The organism is Variovorax sp. 01N429 (assembly GCF_056399425.1).
Window position 1 is genome coordinate 218216 of sequence record NZ_JBFTRG010000003.1, and the last position, 21755, is coordinate 239970.

Sequence of the window (21755 nt, forward strand, 5' to 3'; positions counted from 1 at the left end):
CAGCAGGGGCCCTCCCCTTCAGGCCCCTGTAGCGGCGTAACCGCTTGTCAGTCGGACGACTTGATCAGCCCGAGGATCCGGGCGCGGAGAACGACCTGCTTGCGCGTGCCGGCGTCAAGCTTGGCGAAAAGATTCTTGACGTGCCATTTGATAGTGGTTTCCCCCACCTGCATGGCCCGCCCGATTTCCTTGTTCGACAGGTTATGGGCGAGCAGCTCCAGCACCTCGCGCTCCTTGGGCGTGAGCACCATGCCGTAAGGCGCGGACGGCCGTTGCAGCTCCGGCTGGCTCGAGCGCAAGCCCGGCGCCGCGGCAGGCTCGGGCGCAGCGCCGTGGCGGCTCGATCGGGCGGAGTCTCCAGCGGAGACATTTCGGACCCAGTCGCCCAAGTCCGGATGCGCATCGGCAAACACTCGGCGCAGCCCGAAGGTTTCCGCAAGATCCATGGCCTCGCGCAGCTGCTTCTGCGAATCCTCTCCGCACTGGTACAGGGCAAAGGCGTGCAGTCCGAGAACCTCGATGCGCAGGCGCCCCTGCTTGATCGTGCGCGCCAGTTCGCCGGCCCGGGACAATGGCGCCATCGCACCGCGCCAGTCCTTCGCCGCAATCGCCGTGTAGCACTGCGCAAGCTCACGAAGAACATCCACGCTCTCCCGCCAAAGCGGCCCCTTCGGCATTGCCGGGTCTTCCAGCAGCGCATCGATCTCCCCGCAAAGCTGGCGGCAAGTCACGGCGCGATATCGCCTGGCGTGCATTCGCACCTGCTCGCACAGGCTGGCAATGCGCAAGCGCGGCAGATTGCGGGCCCGCCCCGCCGCATCCATGGCACCGAGCAGTTCCAGCGCGCGATGTTCTGCGCCTTCAGCCGCTGCGCTACGCGCCATGGTCCGATAGGCCAGCAGCAGCGATTCAGGCACGCCGCTGTGCTCGAGCACGTCGAGCCGGTCTGCCAGCAATGCCGCGGATTCGCCCGGCCGATCGCACTCCCAGGCCGCCGTGGCAAGCAGCGCGGCGAGCATGCAGCTGAACCGGTTGCGACGGCCCAGTTCGGCTTCTGCACGCGCGACTGCGGGGCGCAGGAGACTTTCGGCAAGCAGCACCTGCCCTTCCCAGATGTAGCTGAGCCCGACGATGAATTCGCCCCAACGCACGGTGTAGCCGACGCCGCCGAAGTCGCCACGCGGCGCCTGTTGCTCACGCAGGCGCGCCAGGGCCGGTTCGCCGGACAGGAGCGCCCGATAGGCGGTGCGGTTGGCATGAACCTGCAGCAGCACCGGATCGTTGATGGGCGGTGCGTCGGACCAGGGGCCGTGCAGTTCGGCGAATCGATCGGGATCGTCCGCGAACACCGACGCGCCACCGAGAATCAGCGCGCACTCATAGCGAAGATCCGTGCCGACCTCGGGCTGCGCCAGGATGCGCGCCACAAGCTGCTCGGCCTCCTGATGCCGCTCGCTGACGCCCAAAGTCCAGGCTGCGGCAAGCAAGAGCCGGGGCCGCCGGTCCAGTTCGTCGGCCGGAAGCTGCGCAAGCCATTCGAGCACGGCGCCCTGCCTGCCGTGTCTCATGATGGATTCGTAGAGGCTGCGTTCGGCAAGCCCATAGGCCTTCTGGTGCTCGCCCGCCGTCAATGCGTGCCGCGCCGCGTATTCGAGCAGCCCGTGCTCGGCGAGCCATTCGGCCGCGCTTGCATGCACTGAAGCCTGTTGCGTCGCATCGAGCGCCGAGAAGAGCTTGCGCAGTACGTCGCGCGCGAGCGTATGCATGCGCAGCCACTCGCCGCCCTCTGATTCAGCGAAGACAGGCGTGTCCCGGCTCAGGCGCGCCAATCGTTCGACGGCGTCTTCGTATCCGCTCACCGAGCGACACAGGTCCGGATGCAGGTGATCGAGGATGGAAATGCGAACGAGGAAATCGCTGTCGCCGGGGTCGAGATTGGCCAGCAGCAGCTTCACGAAATGATCGTGAAGCCTGCCGTCGAGCATCGCCATACCGGCAACGTCGGCATGCGCATCGACGCCGCGCGAGATGATCGTCAGCGCAACCTGGACGCCGAGCGGCCATCCTTCAGTGACTTCGTGCAGGCGTGCCGCCGTGTCGTTGTCGACGCGCGCACCGAGGCGGCTGCGCACGAGTTCCATGGTTTCGTCGAGCCGAAAGCGCAACGATGCGGGTTCGACCAAGGCGCACTGCCCATAGGCGACGAGGTCGTCTATGTCCAGTTGGCAATCGGGGCGCGCAGCAACGATCACGCGCAGGTTCGGCGGCGCATTGCGCATGAGGTAGACAAGGGCTTCGCGCGAAGCCATCGGCAGGCGCTCCGCCTCGTCGACGAACAGCACGACATCGAGGGCCGCCTGCGCCAGCTCCGCGAGCCAGACGGTGATTCCCTCGAGACCGCCCGGACCCACGGCTTCGAGCAAGGTGTGCCCGAATGTCGAACGCCCGGAACCGCGCCGCACTGCGAGCGCGAGGCTTTGCGCCAGGCGTTGAGGTTCGTCCTGCGGCTGCGCGAAAAGCCATGCGACGGTGGCGCCGCGGGACAAGTGTTCGAGCCGCCACTGCGCCAACAGGGAAGTCTTTCCGAATCCGGCCGGGGCTTGCACGACCACCGCGGGAAAGTCCCGGATGCCGGGTGCGGTCGACAAAAAGCGTGCACGCGAAACAAGATCACGCGGCACCCGAGGTGGCGAGACCTTGAGCAGCAAGTCGTCGTCGACCTGGTCGGAAGCACGCGTCACAGACGTCCTCTCTTCGAGCGGAGGTTGAGGGCGCCGGTCCGGTGCGGACGGGTGGCTCGGAGGTGCCCAAGTGCGCGTTTGCGACGCCCGCGGGCGCGAGAATTCTAGCGACACGCATCGACCGCACAGGGGAAAGTCCCCCTCCTCGCCTACTTCTTCGCAGGCTCCATCGACAGCGCTACCGCCTCCGTGTAGACCGCATGAACCTGGTCGCCCACCTTGATCATTTTCAGTTGCTCGGGATCGCGGATGGTCAGGTCGACCTCGTACTCCGTCCCGCGAAGCGTGATCATGTGGGTCTTCCTGTTGACGGCAACCACATTGGCAGTCACCTCGACCTTTTGGCCGACCATGCCGCCCGGAAGCTGGCCTGCCGCCGTCCTGTCGGCCATGGGGGTCTGGACGCTGCTGCGCAGTTCCTTGCCGTCTTTCATGAGGGTCAGTGTCAGCGCCTGCGCGTACCGCACCGATACGGTATCGCCCACCTTGACCTGATCGAAGTTGCGCGCCTCCGGGCCGACGGTGAAGGCATGCACCCGGCCATGCGAATCCTTGATGGTCACATGGCGATTTGCGAGATCGATCGACTGGACCACGCCTGTCGCCCGGATGACCTCCTTGACGGTACCGGTACCGGGGCTGGTCGAGGCCGCGACCTCATGGCCGGGCTTGCCCTGCGAAAGAGCAGGGGTCGCCAGCGTGCCCAGAACTGCCGTCGCTGCGAGTATTGCCAGGAACTTCATCAACGTCTCCTTAGTGACTGTCGGAAGATGGTGAGTAGCATGGCCCCAAGGGGGGCGCATGCGATTGATATTCGTCAACGAGCCTATCGAGCCACGCGCGCATGCTCTCTTTTTTTCGAGGTGGATGCCATGAAACTCGCAGGACTCGCATCGGCCATGCTGGCTTTGTCACTGACGACACCGGGGGTCGCGCAAACGCCCCCGGCAGGCACGACAGCACCCACCGCGCCGGCCGCACCCGCTGCGCCAGCCGCCAACGCGGTCGATCCGGCGTCGATCCAGGCTCTCAAGGACATGGGCGCGTACCTGCAGACATTGGGACGCTTCCGGACGTCGACCTCGCTGATGGGCGAGCGCGTTCTGGTCGACGGCCAGAAGCTGCTGCACACCGCCTCGGCGACCCTCGACGTGCAACGGCCGGACAAGCTGCGCGCCCGGATGTGGAGCGTTCGATCGGAACGCGAAATCATCTCCGACGGCAAGACGGTCACCCTCGCCTTTCCCGAGCAGAAGTACTACTCGTCTGTCGAGTTCTCGGGAACGAACGGAGAACTCGTGAAGAAGCTCGAAGACCGCTACGGCTTCGAAGTTCCGCTTTCGGATCTGTTCCTGTGGGGCACGCCCGCTGCGCCCGTGGACAAGATCGAGTCGGCGATGAATGCCGGCCAGGATCTCGTCGGCAATGACCTTTGCGACCACTATGCGTTCAGACAGGGAGATTTCGATTGGCAGATCTGGATCGCCACTGGTGCCAAGCCCTTGCCGCGCAAGCTCGTCATCACCAATCGCGCCGACGAGGCCCGTCCCCAGTCGGTCAGCGTCATGGACTGGAACCTGAAGCCGGCATTCACCGAAGCGACGTTCAGGTTCACACCCCCAAAGGGCGCGACAAAGATCGAATTTGTTCCGGCGAAGACCAACTAGAGGAGACCACCATGAACGGATCTTTCAACAGGTTGCTCGCTGCCCCTCTGGCTGCTCTCATGCTGGCCTCCTTCGCCATGATTCCGGCGGCGGAGGCTGCGGGTCGGGACGGCGGCGGCCGGGGAGGTGGTGGTGGCGGTGGTGCTCGCGCAAGTGGCGGCGGCGGCGGTGGCGGTGGCGGTGGTGGAGCTCGCGCTCAAGCGGGGGGCGGCGGGGGCGGCGCTCGCGCAGGTGCGGCCGCAGGAGGTGGTGCGGCTGCGGGCGCGGGCGGTGCTCGCGCCCCAGGCGCTGGCGGCGCTGGCAACAGGCAGGGCCAGCAAGCCAACAACGCCAGAGCCGACACGCGCACCAATGACGTTCGCAGTTCCAGCGTCAACAACGTCAACAACAGCACTCGCAACAACAACGTCAATGCGAACCGCAATACCAACGTCAACACCAATGTCAACGCCAATCGCAACACCAACGTCGTCGTCGCCGGCGGCAACAACAACAACTGCTGTGGCGGGTGGGACAACGACTATCACCCCGTCGCCGGTGCGGTAGCGGTCGGCGCTGCAGTCGCGGTGACCACCGCGGCCATCGGCTCGATGGTGAACACCGTGCCTGCCAACTGTGTGCCGGTCAACTATGGCGGCATGGTCTACCAGCAATGCGGAAGCGCCTGGTATCAACCGCAGGCTGGGCAGTATGTAGTAGTGAATCCGCCCTACTGAAGCGGTGGCCGCCGGCGCGCGCCAATGTGGCGCCGGCGTCACCCATGCTTATCGGTTTCTATGACTTCCTCGTCAGCTTGACCCCTTTGGCCCGTTCGAACGAATCGACGTAGCCTCGAGCCACCGCTCGCACCGCACGGCCGATCTTTTCATAGACCTCTTCATCAAGATTGGCGAAGGAGATACGCGCCGACCAGTCCGGCGCCTCGAAGCCGCCGCCGTTCAACAGCACGATGCCGTGATCCTCGGCAAGCCTGAAGACGATGTCCAGCGGATGTACGTTCTCCTTGACCCATGCCACCAGCTCCTCGGTGCCGTATTTGCGCAGCCAGAACTCGAAGTCGATCAGCCCGTAGTAGTAGTCGAAATGCGGGTTGGCCGACACATCGATGCCGAGGCCTTCGACCGTCAACATCGCACGCCGATGGCAGATTTCCATGCAGGCCTTCTGGTAGGCCTTCTGCTCGTCCATGAGCTCATAGAGCGAGAAGAGCGACATCATCACCTGCTGGGGCAGCGAGAGCCCCGCCGTGTGATTGAGTGCCACATCGCGGCTGTCGGCGACGACGCGATCGATGAACCGCACTTCGCGCGGATGCGGCGTCAGTGTGCCGTAGCGCTTGTCGAGCTTCTTCAGCGTGGCGTCATCGTGCTTGCCGATGAGTTGATCGAAGACGTTGTCCTCATGCACGGCAATGACCCCGAGGCGCCAGCCCGTGCAGCCGAAGTACTTGCTGTATGAATACACGCCGATCGTGTTGCGCGGATAAGCACCGAGCAACGACCGGAAACCTGGCACGAAGGTTCCGTAGACATCGTCGGTGAGCAGCATCAGGTCGGGCCGCTTCTTCAGGATCTCCCCGATTTTCTTGATCACCGATTCGGACAACGCCATGGCCGACGGATTGCCCGGATTGACCACGAAGAAGGCCTTGATCTTGGGATCGAGAAGCTTGTCGAGTTCTTCGTCGGTGAACTGGAACCTGTTCTCCTGCGGCGCATGCACCGTCACGATGTTGAGGTCATAGTCCTCCAGGTGCGGCATCTCCAGGTAAGGCGTGAAGATCGGAACCCCCAGCGCGATCGTGTCGCCGGCGTTGAGCAAGCGGTTGTTCTTCAGCGCCTTGAACGTGTAGCACATGGCGGCAGTGCCGCCTTCGACCGCATAAAGCTCGAAAGTGCCCTTCGGCCTCGGGTCGCCGCACATCGCCCATTGCAGGAACTCGCGCACGATGATCTCGTTGTGCACCAGCATGCGGTCGGGCACAGGGTAATGGTCGCCGATGATGGAGTCGACCAGTTCGTTGACGAAAGCATCGGGCTTGAAGCTGAACTTCAGCACCGCCCATGGAACCATCCGCTTCAGGAAATCGACGCCCGGCAGATCGTCGTGCTTGGCCAACCATGCTTGCAGGCGTTCAGCACAACCTTCCTCACGCGGGATGCCGCCAATGCCTGGCGGCACATCCATCACGCGCTTGGTTTCCTGCACCGCGAAGAGACCCAGCGTGAAGAATGCTTCGCGCGGCTCCGTCGCAACCCAGTTGGGATTGCCTCGCCCGGCATTCAGATAGGAGATCGCCGCGGCCTTGGCCGCCTTGGTCGCCGAGTCGGCGAGGAAGTTCTTGATCTCGAAAGGGCCGAGCGCTTCGTAGTTGCGCAATGTCAGAAGGTCCATCACTTGCTCCTTGATACGAAAAGGCCGCGGTCGTTGTCACGACCGTGGGCGACGAAGGCACCGATCAACCTGGATTGATCTTCATCATCACGATCACGATGAAAAGGCCCCAGATCGTGAGGAAGGTATTGCCTACTGCGTAAGGCATGCCGTAGCCGAGCGCCGGGATGTTGCTCTTCGCCGCGTCCTGCACCATGCCGAGCGCGGCGGTCGTGGTGCGTGCACCGGCACAGCAACCCAGCAGGATGGCCGGGTCGAAGCGAAAGATGAAGCGCGCCACCACGATGGCGAGCAACAACGGGACAGACGTGGCGACCACGCCCCAAAGGAACAGGCTCACACCGAGCTTCTGCAAGCCGCTGATGAAGTCCGGCCCGGCGTTGATGCCGACGATCGCGATGAAGACGTTCAGGCCGAGGTTGTTGAGAATCCAGAGCGCAGGCGCCGGGATCTGACCGAACTTGGGCTTGATGGTGCGGTAGTAGCCGAGGAACAAACCCGCCAGCAGCGCACCGCCCGAAGTCGACAGGCTGATCGGCACGCCGCCGATCGTCACGCTCAGCACGCCGATCAGGCCACCGATCAGGATGCCGGCCGACATGAAGGAGATGTCCGTTGCGTCGGTCGGGCGGTCCGCATAGCCGAGGACCTTCACGACCGCGTTCACGTGGTCGATGCTGCCGCCGATGCGGATCACATCGCCTCGGAGGATCTCGGTCCCCGGAAGCCGCGGAATGTCGACCAGCTGCCGGGTGATCTTGGCGAGATACACGCCACGCGCCGCCGGCATCTCGGCAAGCTCCGCGATGGTCTTGCCATTGATCGCCTTGTTGGTGATGAACACATCGACCACCGTCGCGCGCATGTCCAGCAAATCGCGGTCATCGATCTCTTCGAGAACCGCCTCGACGTTGTCTACCAGCAGCTTGCGAGCACCGGAGATCGCCACGAGATCGCCGACCTGAAGCACCGAATCCCCCTGCGCCACCATCATCTGGTTGCCGCGCTTGATGCGCTCGAAGAAAACACGCACGCCCGGAAAGGTGTCCTGGCAGCGCTTGCCCGCAAGACCGCTCTTCTCGGTGATGCGATAGCCGCGCAGGCCGAAGCTGTGATAAGCGGAGAGGATACCGGGCTGCGTCGATGCCGCGCCGCCGCCAAGCCGGGTCTCATAGTCCTTGCAGGCCTCCACCAGGTTCACTCCGATCAACTTCGGCCCCAGCTTGGACAGCAGCAGCGCCGAGCCGACGGTGCCGAAGATGTAGGTCACCGCATAGCCGACCGGAATCGCCCCCAGGATGCTCTTGGTGGCCTCGGGCGACAGGCCGGACTTGTTGATCTGGTCGGTGGCTACGCCGATCGAAGCGGAGATCGTCTGCGAGCCGGCATACAGACCCACCGCATAGCCGACGTCGAGACCCGCGAAATAGGCGCAGGCAATCGGCACGACCAGACAGGCAATCATCACGATCAGCGTGAACGCAATCTGCTTGGGACCGTCCTTGCCCAAACCCGCAAAGAACTGCGGCCCGACACCGTAGCCGACAGCGAACAGGAACAGCAGGAAGAAGGCGGACTTGATCGGCCCGGGGATCGACAGCCCCAACTGCCCGATCGCCACGCCCGCGATCAGCGTCGCCGTCACAGCGCCCAGGTTGAACCCGAAGAACTTCTTCGGCCCCAGCCAGAAACCGAACGCCAGAGCGGCAAAGAGACCGAGTTCCGGATACTGCTTCAGCGTTTGCACAAGCCAATCCATGGGGGATCTCCTTCTTTGTGTCAGGCCATGATGTTCACGCCGCCATCGACATAGATGGTTTGCCCCGAGAGCCGCCTCGCATACGGCGTCGCCAGAAAAGCGCACGTGAATCCCACATCCATGATGTCGACCAGCTCACCGATGGGCGCCCGTTGCGCAGCCTCGGTAAGCAGCAGATCGAAATCCTTGAGTCCCGAAGCCGCGCGTGTCTTCAGCGGCCCAGGCGAAATCGGATGCACGCGGATGCCCTTCGGCCCCAACTCGTGCGCGAGGTAGCGCGCCGTCGACTCGAGGGCAGCCTTCACGGGGCCCATCACGTCATAGTTCGGCACCACCTTGTTGGCACCGACATAGCTCATCGCGAACATCGTGCCGCCGCTCGTCATCAGTGGCACGGCGAGGCGGGCCATCCGGATGAACGAGTGGCAAGACACGTCCATGGCCTTGGCGAAGCCCTCGGCAGAGCAGTTGAGCAAACCACCTTGCAAGTCGTCCTTGGGCGCCCAGGCGATGGAATGCACGACGACATCCAGCCGGCCCCAGGTCTTCTCTTTCTCTATTTCCGCAAAGACGGCCTCCAGCTCGCCCGGCTTGGACACGTCCAGCGGCATGAAGATGCCGGCGTTCAGTTGTCTGGCGAGCGGTTCGACGTGCGCCTTTGCCTTCTCATTGAGATAGGTGACGGCAAGGTCCGCGCCAAGCTCCTGAAACGCCTTGGCGCATCCGTACGCAATCGAATGCTCATTCGCGATGCCGCAGACCAGCACCTTGGCACCCTTGAGGAGCGGGCGAGAAATCTCGACGGTCACGATGCGGCTCCTTGCATGCCTGCCACCCTCAACGTGTGGCGCGCGATCATCAGCTCTTCATTCGTCGGCACGACCCAGACCGCCACGCGACTGCCCGAAGTGCTGATGCGTTCGGCGCCGGCCCGGTTGGCCTCGGCATCGAGTTCGACGCCGAGCCATGCAGCGTCCCGGCACACACGCTCGCGAATCGCGCTCGCGTGCTCGCCGATTCCCGCCGTGAAGACAAGAGCGTCCACGCCGCCAGCGGCAGCCGCGAGCGAGCCCAGTTCACGCCCGATGCGATAGGTGTAAAGGTCGACCGCGAAACGTGCGCGCTCGTCATCGCTCGCCAGGAGCGCACGCATGTCGCTCGACACACCCGAAACACCGAGCAGCCCCGATTGCTTGTAGATCAAGTCTTCGATCGCCCGGGTGTCCATGCCCCGTTCATCGATCAGGTAGAGGATCACGCCCGGGTCGAGCGTGCCCGATCGCGTGCCCATCGGCAGGCCGTCGACCGCCGTGAACCCCATGGTGCTGCACACGCTTCGGCCCCCCACCATCGCGCACATGCTGCTGCCGTTGCCCAGATGCGCGACGATCGCGCGGCCAGCGGCGGCCTTCGCATCGATGTTGGGCAGCGCGCTGGCGATGTACTCGTACGAAAGCCCGTGGAATCCGTAGCGCCGCACTCCAAGGTCGGTGATGGACGGCGGCAGTGCAAAGGCCTGCGCCACTTCCGGCTGCGCGCGATGAAAGGCCGTGTCGAAGCAGGCGACCTGGATGATGTCCGGCCGCAACTTCGCGACCACTTCGATGGGCTTGAGGTTGTGCACCTGGTGCAGCGGTGCGAGGGGACTGAGCTTCTGCAGCGCCGCGACGACTTCGGGCGTTGCACGAACGGCCTGCGTGAAATCCAGACCTCCGTGAACCACGCGATGACCGACCGCGACCAAGCTGTGGTTGGCAGAGTGATCGCGAAGGAAGCCGACCAGATGCCCCACCGCGCCGTCGTGCCCCAGGCCGGCGCCCTCGCCCCAGGCTTTGGACCCGATCTCGGCACCATGCGCGTCGCGCGCAATGAATTTCGGGGCCGTATAGAGACCTTCGACCTGGCCCTGCATCAATGCGTGTCCGTCGTCCGCACGGGCGTCGAAGACGCTGAACTTGATGCTGGAAGAACCGGCATTGAGCACGAGGACTACATCCGCCATGCCGTCACCCGATCGCCTTGCCGCTTTCGCGACGGGCATTCGCCACCAGTGCCGCGACGGCGCACGACGCGAGTCGCGTCATGATCGAATCGGCCCTGCTCGTGAGGATGATCGGAACGCGCGCGCCGAGCACGATGCCTGCAGCGTCGGCGCCCGCCAGAAAGGTCAGGCTCTTGGCGAGCATGTTGCCTGCTTCCAGGTCAGGCACCAGAAGCACGTTCGCACGTCCGGCCACCGGCGAATCGATCTTCTTGATCTTCGCGGCTTCGAGGTTGATCGCGTTGTCCAGCGCCAACGGCCCGTCGACCAGGCCGCCGGTGATCTGGTGCCGGTCCACCATCTTGCAGAGCGCCGCGGCGTCGACGGTGGACGGCACCTTCGGGTTGACAGTCTCCATGGCCGAGAGGATCGCCACCCTGACCTCCGGCGCGCGCAACGCATGCGCAAGATCGATCGCGTTCTGCAGGATGTCGGCTTTTTCCGCGAGCGTCGGGGAGATGTTCACGGCCGCGTCCGTGATGATCAGCGCCTGCTCGTGCCCCGGCACATCCATCACGAAGCAATGGCTGACGCGACGCGCGGTGCGCAAGCCTGTCTCGCGCTTGACCACGGCAGCCATCAGCTCGTCGGTGTGGAGGCTGCCTTTCATGAGGGCTTCAGCCTTGCCCTCGCGCACGCTCTGCACGGCCGCGGCGGCGGACGCCTCGCTATGAGGTGTGTCGACGATCGGCACCCCCGAGAGATCAATGCCGGATGCGGCCGCCACAGCCTCGATGCGCGCGCGTGGCCCGAAAAGGACGGGTGCGATCAAGCCGAGCCGTGCGGCCTCCACGGCGCCCTCCAACGAACTCTGGTCGCACGGGTGCGCCACGGCAGTCGGCGTAGGCGGCAAGGTCTTGCAGTAGTCGATCAGTCGCTGGTACTTGGCGTGTCTTGCGTCCATGTGGCACCTGTTTCGGCTAGGCACGGCGCGCCGCTGCCGGGCTGGCGCGCACGCGCTTCGGCCTCGGTTTTGGCTTGGGTTCGGCTTTGGGCTTGTGCTTGGGCTCGATGGCGAGCGTCTCGCGAATCCGCCGCAGCATGGCTGCCTGAGCGGCTGTGGGCGAGGTGCCCTGCACTCGCTTGTCGGCAACCAGCTTCTGGAGCAGCGTCATCAGCCGCTCGCGCGCTGTCGGCTCTTCGAGCAGCAGAGGCAGCGACTCGATGGCTTTCTCCGCTTCATAGCGCACGATGATTTCCTGCTCCCCGCGCACCCGGCGCCAGTCGTGGGGCGACATGCCGGGCAAGTAGTCCGCGTATTCTGCTATCAGTTCTTTCTTGAGTTCCAGCCTCGACAAGGGCAGCGGCTCGCCCTTTCTGCTCAACAGGAAGGCCACGCGCGCCAGTGCTTCGACGTAGCCCCCGTGCTCGATGGAGGCCAGCGCTTCGCGCACCACCGGCGTGGACCGCGCGTCTTCCGCATCGGCTTTGTTCTTCGATGGTGGGCGAGACGCCTCGGTGGATTCAGGCGAATCGGCATTGGCGTAAGTGGCAAAGAAACCCGCTTCGGTCATCGCGTCGCGCACTGCGCGGTAGTGGTCCAGCATGGCGCTGAACAACTCGGCATTGCGGTTCTCCGCCTTCCGAAGCGGATGGCTTTCATCGAGCGGCCGCCGATGGCTCTTGACCGTCTCGGCCGCCGGCGCGAGCCACGCCATCCAAGGATTGAATTGCGACAGGGCCCAGTTCTGGACCCGCAAGGGATGGAACGCGCGCAACGCCTTCGCCGTCTGCTCGTTCGACATCGCCTGCACAAAGGGCCGCGCAAAGCGTTCGTAGGCGCTCTGATTGAAGTCCGACACTTTGGCCACCGCTTCGAACGGCTTCTCGTCCAGGCGCTCGAAGCGATTGAAATGCGCCGCAATGTCTTCGAGCCGATGCTCCTGGAACTCGACTTCGTACTCGACCTTGCCGCCCTTCCTGTGCGTGTCGGTGATCGCCATCCCATAGAGCCCAGGCGGCAGCGCCTCGATCGTTTCGAGGACAGACACGATCTGCGCATGCTCCTTTTTCGCCACCCTGCCCGAGACGAAGATGCCGAGATGGCCGATGTCCTCGTGCAGAAGCCCCACGATGACTTGCCCGCGCGCCTTGATCTCCTCGGTGCTGCCGTACACGTCGGCCACCCAGTTGAACGCCTGCTGCGGTGGCGTGATGTTGTCGCCCATGGACGCGAACAAGATGATCGGCGAGGTGATTTCGCGCAGGTCGAAGCTCTTGCCGTCCGCGCCCTTGACCTCGCCCTTCCAGAGCTTGTTGCCGACGAAGAGATTGCGCGTGATCCACTCGATCTCTTCGCGATTCATCAGGTAGTAGCCGCCCCACCAGCGTTCGAATTCCAGAAAGCGCGGCGGCTCGGTGTCGGCCTTGTCGAACAGGTGGTAGTACTTGTCCCAGAGGCTGTTGGCGGGGTGCAGGTTCTCGAAGTTCTGCACCAGATGGGCGCCGTCGAACTTGCCGTCGCCCAGGTCGGCTGCAAAGGACGCCAGCCAGGAGCCGCCCATCATGCCGCCCGCATAGCGCATGGGGTTGTCGCCCTCGCCCTCGGACCATGCGCCACCCCAGTACGACATCGGCGCGCCGTTGATGACGATGGGGCCAGTGTCGTCGGGATCGGATGCCGCGAGCATCATGGCCGCCCAACCGCCTTGGCAGTTGCCGACCAGCGCGGGCTTGGCGCTGCGTGGGTGAAGCGCGCGAACCTTCTTGACGAACTTCTGTTCGGCCTCGCAGACGTCCAGCAGCGTCTGGCCGGGCTCCGGGTCGCGGAAGAAGATGACGAAGTACACCGGATGCCCGGCGCGCAGGGCGACGCCAACCTGCGAGTCGTCCTTGAATCCTCCGATGCCCGGTCCGTGGCCCGCTCGCGGGTCGATGATGATGTACGGCCGCTTCGCCCCATCGATCGTCACGCCGGCCGGCGCGACGATGCGCAGCAGCGCATAGTTGACTGGCCGCTCGAACTGCCGGCCGTCGAGCACGGTCTCCGACTCGAAATGCAGAACCGGTTTGAGGCCCTGGGAGGTGTTCTCGACAAAATTGTCCCCGCGCTGGCGCAAGGTGTCCCAGAAGAGGATCGAACGCTGCGCGGCATCGGCCGCATAGCTGTACCAGCCGACCGGATCCATGAGCGAGGGCATGCCCGACAGCGCACTCAAAGGTGCGGTCGCGGCGAACGCATGCGTGACGCGCAGGGCGAACTTCTCGTTCGCCGTCTGCATGCGCTTGCTGAACACCGCCGCAACCTTCGTTCCGACGATCTGGCTCCGCGCCAACCGGGCTCCTGCATTCATGACGAAATCTCCAGGATCGCGAACACGCTCACAACGATTCTTGCAGCAGGCATCGCCCGGGCAATTGATATCCGTCAAGCGCAGGAGCCGCTTGCGCTTCTTTGCAATTGCAGATCGACGAGTCGGAGCGTGGCGTCGCCGGGGTACGGCTTGTCGGTAAAGCCGAGCCGGCCGGCCAGCCGGCGCATGCCCGTGTTCTCCGACAGCACGAAGCCTTCCATGCGCTGAAGGCCGCGCGCACGCGCGAGCACGATCAGGGTTTCGAGCATGCGCCGCGCAAGCCCGATGCCCTGCCAGTCGTCGGCGATGGTGACGGCGAACTCGCCGGCGTCCGCCCCTGGTGTCCAGATGAAGCGAGCGCCACCGACGATCCGCGGGGCTGCGCGGTCGGCGGCAATGGCGACGAGTGCGATCTCGTGGTCCGCCGATGGATGCACTGCGGCATGAAGCATCTTCGGCGGCAGTTGTCGCATTGCCGCCATGAAGCGCGTGTAGCGCGAGTGGGACGAGAGGCGATTGAATGCGGCTTCGAACGCGCCTTCGTCTCCGGGCTCGACCGAGCGCACCGTGACGCTGCGCCCGTCGCGAAGTGTCGCGATGAGCGGGAAGAAGGGTGCTCCGGATTCACTTTGTTGCATGGTCACTCCGCATGCCGTGGGACGGGCGCTGACATTAAGCCTCGTTCGAGGCTCGGAGAGCAACTCGCACGGGGGCGACTATTGACAACCATCAAATCAAGCCCGCCGCACGTCAGGACAATCAGGCGGTTTCGCGCGAGCAAAGCCCGTTTTGCAACGTCCACCTGGAGGTGCAGCATGTCCCGAGACAAGGCCGAAAGTCAGACTGACGACATGTCGATGGCGGATTTCTTTTCCGCCGCCGAAGCGAGACGGGAGCGCTGGAGCAGGCTCCAGGTCTGCACCGAAGCGCTGGCCGGCGGGCGCGGGCAGAAGGACAAGCTCGATACTGAAGTTCGTACCCTGCTCGATCAGATCGAGCCGCTCGAGGGCTATTGGGCCTACCCAGGCGCGGTGCTCATGCGCGCCCTTCGCGACCTGGTGGCGGCAGAAGACGCGACCGGGCTCTCGAACGCCGTGCATCGCATCAAGACATCGATCTTCTCAGGCTCCTACCGACGCGATCCGTCAGCCTGGAACATCGACGAAGAAACGGAAGTCGATTTGGGCGACCGGATGCCTCCGGGACTCGCGGCCGACGCGCCCCATCGCCCCTACTTCGAAGTGCTGACCGTCGCCCCCGAGATCTCGAGGAGCAGCAATCAACAGCGCGAACTGCGCAAGCTCCGGCGGCCGGAAGACCCCTTCACCTACGAGGCGGTGCAGACCTTCAGCCTCGAAGATGCGATCGTCGCGACCATCGTCAACTTCAACCTGCAAGCCGTCGTCATCTATGACGGCTTTCGTTACGAATCGCGGCACTCGTTGCCCGCGCTCGACGAGTTGATCAAGCGCTTCGGCCATCTCGAGCCGGACGGAATGCCGCAGGACTACGGTTTGGTGCTCGCCAACTTCCTGAAGAAGATCAGGCCCGAAATCGACGTTTATCTCGTGACCGAACGCGGCGTCGATGCCGCCGCCACGAGCACGGACGCGAAGGCAGTCAGGCGCGTGTTCTACGAGGTAGAGGAACTGATGGAGATCCATCTGAGCATCCTCGCTGGCGTCAGCGAACGCTACGAGACGCCCTTCTTCGACAACCTGAAGAAGTACGCAGCCCGCCCGATCGGCACCTTCCACGCGCTGCCCATCGCGCGCGGCAAGTCGATCTTCAAGTCGAACTGGATCAAGGACATGGGCCAGTTCTATGGCGCCAACCTGTTCCTGGCGGAATCGTCCGCCACCACGGGCGGCCTCGACAGTCTTCTCGACCCGACCGGCAACATCAAAGATGCGCAGGACATGACTGCGCGGGCTTTCGGTGCGGACCACGTCTACTTCGCCACCAACGGCACTTCGACATCCAACAAGATCGTCGTGCAGGCGCTGTGCCGGCCCGGCGACATCGTGCTGATCGATCGCAACTGCCACAAGTCGCACCACTACGGTCTGGTGCTGGCGGGGGCGCAGCCGTTCTATCTGGAGGCCTATCCGATGGTGGCCTATTCGATGTACGGCGCCGTCCCGCTGCGAAGCATCAAGCAGGCGCTGCTGACGCTCAAGGCCGAAGGCAAGCTGGACAAGGCCCGCCTCGTCGACCTCACCAACTGCACCTTCGACGGCCACATGTACAACTGCCGCCGCGTGATGGAGGAATGCCTCGCCATCAAGCCCGATCTGATCTTCCTGTGGGACGAGGCGTGGTTTGCCTTTGCGCGCTTCTCGCCGTTCCACCGGCGCCGCACGGGCATGGGCGCTGCGCAGGATCTCGAAGAGCGGCTCCTGACGCCGGCCTACCGCGCCGAATACGAAAGCTGGAAATCGAAGCTCAAGGGCAAGGTCGGCGACGACCTCGATCCCAAGGATCCGGCGCTGCTCGACATGCGCCTGATGCCGGACCCCGACCGTGCGCGGGTGCGTGTCTACCAGACCAATTCGACGCACAAGTCGATGTCGGCCCTGCGGCAGGGCTCGATGATGCTGGTGCGCGACCAGGACTTCCATCACGTCGAAGAGCAGTTCCACGAGGCCTTCTACACGCACACGTCCACCTCGCCGAACCAGCAGATCATCGCGTCGCTGGACGTCGCGCGCAGGCAGATGGAACTCGAAGGCTACGAACTCGTCATGCAAGCGGTGGCGCTCTCCATCGACCTGCGGCGGCAGGTCAACACGCATCCCCTGATCTCGAAGTACTTTCATATCCTCACACCCGGCGAGATGGTGCCCAAGGAATTCCGCGCCTCCGGTGTCGAGGACTATGCGAAGCCGCACGCCACGTGGATCGAGATTCTTGCCGCCTGGGACACCGACGAGTTCGCGCTCGACCCCACGCGCATCACGCTGGTCACCGGTCGCGCCGGCTACGACGGAACCGAGTTCAAGGGACTGCTGGCTTCCAAGTACGACGTGCAGATCAACAAGACTTCGCGCAATTCGATCCTCGTGCAGATCAACATCAACAACACGCGCAGTGACGTCGCCCACCTGTTGAAGGTGCTCGCGGATATTTCGCGCGACAAGGAGCGCAGCCTTCAAGAAGGCGGCAAGGCGGTACAGGCCGTGTTCGCGGAGCGCGTCAAGGCGCTCATCGAGGACGTCCCCGACCTGCCGAACTTCAGCCGCTTTCATGACGTGTTCCGCGACGACGCGAAGAGCGCCACCACCGAAGGCCATATGCGCGCGGCCTTCTACACGGCCTATCGGGAAGAGGACTGCGAACACATCAAGCTCGGAGACAAGGCCATCGACGATCGATTGAAGAAGGGCCCGGACCTCGTCGCGGCGAACTTCGTCATTCCCTACCCGCCAGGCTTTCCGATCATGGTGCCGGGTCAGGTGATCGCGGCCGACACGATCCAGTTCATGCGAAAGCTCGACGTGAAGGAGATTCACGGCTACAACGCGAGCCTGGGCTTGAAGCTGCTGAAGCCGGAGGCGCTCGGCAAGCGCAAGAAGAGGGACGATTTCGCGTAGCCCCAAAAACCGAGGGCCGTGAACTGGCGCCAGAAGATGAGGAGAACGACATGAGGGATCTCGGGGCAGTTGTTGCGGCCGGTCTGTTCGTCACGTCCGGCGCTTTCGCGCAATCGAGCGTCGTACAGGCGCCGGCGACCAGCAGCAGCGTCACGCTATTCGGAGTTGCCGATGCGGCCATCTCCTACGGCACCGGCAGCATCGGCACAAAGACCGCCCTGACGAGCGGCGGCAACACGTCTTCGCGCGTGGGCTTTCGCGGTGTGGAGGACTTGGGCGGTGGTCTCGCAGCGGGCTTCTGGCTGGAGTTCGGCTACAACGTCGACGACGGGACGGGCGGCAGCACCAACATCAATAACCAGCCCAATGGCTCTGTGGCGGGCTTCAGCCCGAATCGTCGCTCGACGGTCAGCCTGATGGACTTCTGGGGCGAAATGCGATTGGGGCGGGATTTCTCGGCCACCTATCGCAACCGCGACCAGACCGATCCTTTCTCGACCAATGGCGTCGGCGCCTCGCAACCCTACGTGGGCTCGATCGCGGGGACGACCGCCACGCGGGTATCGAACATGGTCGGCTATTTCCTGCCGGGCAACCTCGCCGGATTCTTCGGCGAAGTTCAGTACTTCATGGGCGAGAACGACAACACCACCGGGTTGCCGCACGTGAGTGATGGCAACGGCTATGCCGCTCGCATCGGCTGGGGCGCCGGCCCCTTCGGTATTGCGGTATCGACAGGCAAGACGCTGTATGCCCGGACGCTCACCACAGGCGACATTCCGGTGGTCAACGTCGGCGCCTCCTACGACTTCAAGGTCGTGAAGGTCACTGCGGGCTACTTCCACGACAAGGTCGACCAGTTCATCCCGGTGACCGGCACCGGGTACATCGTGGGCGCCGTCGTTCCGGTCTTTGCGTACGACCAGTTGAAGCTTTCCTATTCTTCATACGGCACGAACGCGATCGGCGATCCCCGTGCGGACAAGTTCGCCATCGGCTATGTCTACAACTTCTCGAAGCGCACGGCCCTCTACGCGACGTTCGCACACGTGAGCAACTCGGGCTTCTCGACCGTCGCGGTAAACGGCGGGATCACAGCGCCGAACCAAAGCTCTCATGGGTACGACTTCGGCATGAAGCACAGCTTCTAGGCCGCGGATTCAAGTGGTGAAGTGCGCCTCGAATCCTCGCCACATCAGATTCATCAAGAGATCCACGACAACCGAACGTTCGACCTGTTCATTCTCAACCCACCACTTGGCCAACTGCTCGGCGGCACCCGAGAGGGCGTGAGCATGCATGACGACAAACGGCTGGGCGACTCCGGGCATGAATGGCGTGAGGAGTCCTGCGATTCCATCGACCGTGTCGAAGCGCATCCGCCGGGCCTCGTCAACAGCGGATCCTGCCACCGCCACACCACCACCAAACAGCAAACGCCACGCTGCGCGATCTTGTTCCACGAATTGGAAATAGCCTTCGATGCCGGCTCGCAAGCGTTCACGTCCGGTGGTATGGGTGTTTGCGCCGAACGCTTCGCTGAGGCGTTGATCGAGGTGTCCGCGGGCGATCCGAAGGCATGCCAGATAAATCGTGTCTTTCGCGCCAAAGAGGTTGTAGACAACGGGCCGGGTCACTCCGGCAGCCTCGGCGATGTCTTCCATCGTCGTCCCCTGGTATCCCTTCGAAATGAACAAGTCGAGCGCAACGCCCAGGATCTGGCGCTCACGCTCGGGCCGGGGCATCCTGAGCTTTTTCGGAATGGGAGGAGTCAAGTTGACGCTTTCGTCTTGGGTGGGGTGGGCCGTATTGTGTCCGGGCGGCGCTACGGAACCCGTCGGTGCCGAGCAAGTGCACCAGAAAAGAAAAGGCCGGTTTCGGATGGACCCATCCGAAACCGGCCGGGCCTCATGGCCGTTCGATGCTCAGCCGATGCTCGGCCTATATGCCAGCAGGGCGGCCCTGGTCCGGCTTGCTGTAGTCGCACACGCCAGTAGCAAAGATCTGCAGTAGGCGCTGTTCCTGGGCGACGCTGAAGAACACGCCGCCATAGGTGCCGTCATGCAAAGCGCTGACGACCGGTTTGAGCGCGCACTTGAAGATCGATCCCGACACGGGCGCGCCCGATGCCAAGCGCGCATCCGAGTAGATCGGGAACTGCTTCGTGCAGGCACCGCCGTTCAGGGTGTCGGCCACGATCTGGGTGCCGTCTGCCGAGAGTTGGCCGTCCCAGACGTGCGGGCCCGATGCGATGACGCTGCCGTTGCTGTCATAGCACTGGTCCTGGACGCTGCTCGGGCGGCTGCCGGTCAGCAACCACTGCGTCTCGGCCTGCAGCGCCTGTTGCACGATGGGCGCCTCCTTGGAGTCATCGTCGCCCGCGGCCGTCATCCAGATCACCTGGTTGTCAGCATTGCCTCTGGCTTCGATCAGGCGTTGGCGAGATGCGAATGGTTCGCGGGTCGCATGCTCGTTCAGTTCGGCCTCCAGGTAAGGCTGAATGTGGATGAAGGGAATGTCGACCTTGCCACGGAAGACCAGGCCCGCCTTGTACGCATTCTGGATAGCCGCCAGACTGGCCGGGCTTGCGACGGTACGGGGCGCGATGTCGTTCGGATTGCTGGCATGGCTCATGGCGGACGCGTTGCGCGCGCTCCATGGATCCCAGTCGCTCGTGTTGCTGCCGTCGCCCAGGTATGGAAAACCTTCTGGCAGGAAGTCTTGACCGGCCTTCCAGCCGCCGACGTGTGCGTTCAGTGACAGGAACTCGTCGACGGTGATCTTGCCGGCCTTGAGTGCGGTCAGGCCGTACTGCACGCCTTCGTTGTCATAGGTCGTCGGCGTCGTGTTCGAAGGCTTCGCGGAGAGGTCGCCGGTTAGAACCGTCACTACATCGTTGAAGTACCCCCAGAAGGTCGACGCGATGCCCTTGGCGCCCAGAACTTTCACACTGCCGTCGGCGTAGCTGACTTGGCTCCAGTACGGGTCCATGAACATTGGAATGGCACCACGCCACTCCTCCATGCAGACATCCGAGCCTTTGACTGCGGTTGTCGTGCCCGGCAGGATCGCCGAAGTGGGCTTGGCAAAGCCGTCAATAGCGTGCAGGCCGGTGACCCATGCGCGATTGGCCCATGACGTCCATTTGGGGTTGACCACGCCGGTCCCGTTGACCTGCGCGTCGACCTTGTCGAAGTAGTAGTGCAGCAGTTCGCAGTCGCCGACAGGTGCAAACTGAGTGATCATGTCCGGGAAGTTCTGGATCGGAATCGCGGCGTCCAGGAGCCCCGGATAGTTTTGCGCGTAGATCGACTGCTGCACGGCGCCACCGGAGGAGCCGACCCCGAACGTGAAGCGCGGCTTGCCGTAGGCAGCCGTGAACTGCTGCTTGATCATCGATGCGGTCTGACCGGTGAGCATCAGGTTGTACGTGGTGGAAGTGGCCATGCCGGACGACAGCGCAACCGCGTAGCCTTGCTGCAGCAAGTAAGGCAGCTGTTCCTGCTGGGCAGGGTTCACCAGGCCGCGCGTTGCATTGCCGATATGGGCTTGCGTATGGCCGACGCCCGTTCCGCCAATAAACTGAAAGACCAGATCCTTGTTCCAGGCCGACGAATCGATGGCGCCTGGATTTTTCGGGTCCGGATTGGGCGCCAGCATCGCTATGCCGTACAGGAAGCGATTGATCGATCCCCGCTCGTAGCGGACGATGAACTTCACGTCCTTGCCATTGACGTTGATTGCTGCGACGTCGTTCGGTGGATTGGCAGGGTCGTAAGGCGTGAAGTTCGAATTGTCATTCGGAGCGCCCACCTTCCGGTAGAAGTAGTCGACCCGCATCGCCATGCCGCAGTCGGCGCTGTAGCCGACGACCTTGCCGTTTGTGTCTGTCACTGGCAGGCCGATACCGTTCTGGTTGTCGACGACCGGCTGCCCCAGCCCGATCTGCTGGGTGACGCACGCAAAGGGCTGCTGACGGGGGTTGTCCGAAGCAATGGGACCGACCTTGCCCAACTGCACAGGATAGTCGGAGGGAGCCCCGGGAACAGGTGCGCTCGGGCCAGGGTCGCCCGCGACAGGTGCGCCGGGAGCGGGTGCACTTGGTGCCGGGGCAGCGGCACTGGGCACGCTCGGGAAAGTGCCAGAGCCCCCTCCTCCTCCACAGCCATAGAGCAGGGTCGCCGCAACTGCGGCAACAGTAATGGATATCCGATTCGACACGTTTGTCTCCTTCGCTATTCGAGCAATCCGCTTCAGTTGTTTTCGT

The 21755-nt window shown here is 63.7% G+C and carries 15 protein-coding genes; 4 read left to right on the forward strand and 11 right to left on the reverse strand.

The window, feature by feature from the left end; translation table 11 throughout:
• Positions 1 to 47: 47 nt before the first annotated feature.
• Together AC1DSF_RS07135 and AC1DSF_RS07140 are read right to left on the reverse strand one after the other, a co-directional pair.
• Positions 48 to 2741, reverse strand: a complete 2694-nt coding sequence (locus AC1DSF_RS07135; protein ID WP_478182494.1) for a helix-turn-helix transcriptional regulator — start codon at positions 2739 to 2741, stop codon at positions 48 to 50.
• Positions 2742 to 2890: 149 nt separating this feature from the next.
• On the reverse strand, positions 2891 to 3484 hold the full coding sequence (locus AC1DSF_RS07140) for a hypothetical protein (protein ID WP_478182495.1): 594 nt from the start codon (positions 3482 to 3484) through the stop codon (positions 2891 to 2893).
• A gap of 129 nt (positions 3485 to 3613) precedes the next feature.
• Here AC1DSF_RS07140 and AC1DSF_RS07145 point away from each other — a divergent pair, with 129 nt between their 5' ends.
• Together AC1DSF_RS07145 and AC1DSF_RS07150 are read left to right on the forward strand one after the other, a co-directional pair.
• Positions 3614 to 4408 (forward strand): DUF2092 domain-containing protein, encoded by a 795-nt coding sequence (locus AC1DSF_RS07145; protein ID WP_478126529.1) that lies wholly within the window; start codon positions 3614 to 3616, stop codon positions 4406 to 4408.
• A gap of 11 nt (positions 4409 to 4419) precedes the next feature.
• Complete coding sequence (locus AC1DSF_RS07150) at positions 4420 to 5124, forward strand: hypothetical protein (protein WP_478182496.1); 705 nt, start codon at positions 4420 to 4422, stop codon at positions 5122 to 5124.
• A gap of 58 nt (positions 5125 to 5182) precedes the next feature.
• Here AC1DSF_RS07150 and AC1DSF_RS07155 read toward each other — a convergent pair whose 3' ends face one another.
• The 7 genes from AC1DSF_RS07155 to AC1DSF_RS07185 form a co-directional block, all read right to left on the reverse strand.
• Entirely contained in the window at positions 5183 to 6802 is a 1620-nt protein-coding gene (locus tag AC1DSF_RS07155; RefSeq protein WP_478143186.1) for a bifunctional aspartate transaminase/aspartate 4-decarboxylase, read from the reverse strand.
• Positions 6803 to 6866: 64 nt separating this feature from the next.
• Positions 6867 to 8561: an aspartate-alanine antiporter gene (gene aspT / locus AC1DSF_RS07160; RefSeq protein ID WP_478143187.1), complete on the reverse strand. Its 1695-nt coding sequence runs from the start codon at positions 8559 to 8561 to the stop codon at positions 6867 to 6869.
• A 20-nt stretch (positions 8562 to 8581) separates the two neighbouring features.
• The gene (gene fabI / locus AC1DSF_RS07165; protein ID WP_478143188.1) at positions 8582 to 9370 is read right to left on the reverse strand and encodes an enoyl-ACP reductase FabI; all 789 of its coding nucleotides are present in this window, start codon (positions 9368 to 9370) and stop codon (positions 8582 to 8584) included.
• Positions 9367 to 10563, reverse strand: a complete 1197-nt coding sequence (locus AC1DSF_RS07170; RefSeq protein WP_478182497.1) for an acetate/propionate family kinase — start codon at positions 10561 to 10563, stop codon at positions 9367 to 9369. The genes fabI and AC1DSF_RS07170 overlap by 4 nt, the downstream gene beginning before the upstream one ends.
• Before the next feature lie 4 nt (positions 10564 to 10567).
• Positions 10568 to 11506 (reverse strand): phosphate acetyltransferase, encoded by a 939-nt coding sequence (locus tag AC1DSF_RS07175; protein WP_478182498.1) that lies wholly within the window; start codon positions 11504 to 11506, stop codon positions 10568 to 10570.
• A gap of 16 nt (positions 11507 to 11522) precedes the next feature.
• Complete coding sequence (locus AC1DSF_RS07180) at positions 11523 to 13895, reverse strand: DUF3141 domain-containing protein (protein ID WP_478182499.1); 2373 nt, start codon at positions 13893 to 13895, stop codon at positions 11523 to 11525.
• A 74-nt stretch (positions 13896 to 13969) separates the two neighbouring features.
• Positions 13970 to 14533 carry an N-acetyltransferase family protein gene (locus tag AC1DSF_RS07185; protein ID WP_478126537.1) on the reverse strand — a complete coding sequence of 188 codons (564 nt, stop codon included), beginning with the start codon at positions 14531 to 14533 and terminating at the stop codon, positions 13970 to 13972.
• Positions 14534 to 14710: 177 nt separating this feature from the next.
• On the opposite strand from AC1DSF_RS07185, the gene AC1DSF_RS07190 reads away from it, so the two are divergent.
• On the forward strand, positions 14711 to 17488 hold the full coding sequence (locus tag AC1DSF_RS07190) for a decarboxylase (RefSeq protein ID WP_478182500.1): 2778 nt from the start codon (positions 14711 to 14713) through the stop codon (positions 17486 to 17488).
• A 50-nt stretch (positions 17489 to 17538) separates the two neighbouring features.
• Positions 17539 to 18639, forward strand: a complete 1101-nt coding sequence (locus tag AC1DSF_RS07195) for a porin (RefSeq protein WP_478182501.1) — start codon at positions 17539 to 17541, stop codon at positions 18637 to 18639.
• Positions 18640 to 18648: 9 nt separating this feature from the next.
• Here the strand turns inward: AC1DSF_RS07195 and AC1DSF_RS07200 are convergent, their stop codons facing one another.
• Complete coding sequence (locus tag AC1DSF_RS07200; RefSeq protein WP_478126540.1) at positions 18649 to 19263, reverse strand: TetR/AcrR family transcriptional regulator; 615 nt, start codon at positions 19261 to 19263, stop codon at positions 18649 to 18651.
• A 166-nt stretch (positions 19264 to 19429) separates the two neighbouring features.
• Positions 19430 to 21709: a DUF6351 family protein gene (locus AC1DSF_RS07205; RefSeq protein ID WP_478182502.1), complete on the reverse strand. Its 2280-nt coding sequence runs from the start codon at positions 21707 to 21709 to the stop codon at positions 19430 to 19432.
• Positions 21710 to 21755: the final 46 nt, after the last annotated feature.